This window comes from Kitasatospora sp. NPDC087861 (genome assembly GCF_044742585.1).
GTDB lineage: Bacteria > Actinomycetota > Actinomycetes > Streptomycetales > Streptomycetaceae > Kitasatospora.
In genome coordinates this window covers 1-1,199 of the sequence record NZ_JBIUUS010000113.1, presented here as the reverse complement: position 1 = coordinate 1,199, position 1,199 = coordinate 1, and the positions used below count along the sequence as shown (strand labels likewise).

Sequence of the window (1,199 nt, the reverse complement as noted above, 5' to 3'; positions counted from 1 at the left end):
CGGACTACCCGTTCCGTCCGTGCTCGGACTACGTCTACCTGACGGGTGACCAGTCCCAGGAGGCCGCCCTCGTCCTGGAACCCGTCGCCGAGGGCGGACACCGCGCGGTCGCCTACCTGCTGCCCCGCTCCAACCGCGAGAACGGCGAGTTCTGGAACGACTACCACGGCGAACTCTGGGACGGCCGGCGCAACAGCCTCACCGAGAACGAGCAACTCCTCGGCCTGCCCTGCGCCGACGTACGCACCCTGACCGGCAAACTCGCCGAGGCCACCGGCCCCGTCCGCCTCCTGCGCGGCCACGACGCCACCGTCGACCACGCCCTCCACACCGCGGTCACCGTCCAGGCCGACGAGGAGTTCCGCGTCTTCCTCTCCGAAATGCGCCTGGTCAAGGACGACTTCGAGATCGCCGACCTGCGCTTCGCCTGCGAGGCCACCGCCCGCGGCTTCGAAGACGTCGTCCGCATCCTCGGCACCGACCAGCCCACCCTCGAACGCGCCATCGAGGGCACCTTCTTCCTGCGCGCCCGCATCGAGGGCAACGACGTCGGCTACACCAGCGTCTGCGCCGCCGGACCCCACGCCACCACCCTCCACTGGATCCGCAACGACGGCCAGGCCCGCCCCGGCGACCTCCTCCTCCTCGACGCCGGCGTGGAGACCAACAACCTCTACACCGCCGACATCACCCGCACCCTGCCCGTCAGCGGCCGCTTCACCCCCATCCAGCGCAAGGTCTACAACGCCGTCCTCGCCGCCCAGGACGCCGGCATCGCCGCCGTCAAACCCGGCGCCGCCTTCCGCGACTTCCACCACGCCGCCCAACGCACCCTCGCCGAACACCTCGTCTCCTGGGGCCTGTTCGGCGACCGCGACGCCGACGAGGTCTACCACCTCGGCCTCCACCGCCGCTTCACCCTCGCCGGCACCGGCCACATGATCGGCCTCGACGTCCACGACTGCGCCCTCGCCCGCACCGACCTCTACGTCGACGGCACCCTCGAACCCGGCATGGTCCTCACCGTCGAACCCGGCCTCTACTTCCAGAGCGACGACCTCACCGTCCCCGAGGAATACCGCGGCATCGGCATCCGCATCGAAGACGACATCCTCGTCACCGACAACGGCAACGAAAACCTCTCCACCACCCTCCCCCGCACACCCGACCAGGTCGAAACCTGGATGGCGACGCTGCGA

Annotated in this window: 1 protein-coding gene; it reads left to right on the top strand. The window is 70.0% G+C overall.

Annotation, left to right across the window (positions count from 1 at the left end; genetic code table 11):
- Positions 1-1,199 (top strand): aminopeptidase P N-terminal domain-containing protein (locus tag ACIOJE_RS41285; RefSeq protein WP_400783852.1); only part of this gene is annotated, 1,199 nt, incomplete at both ends.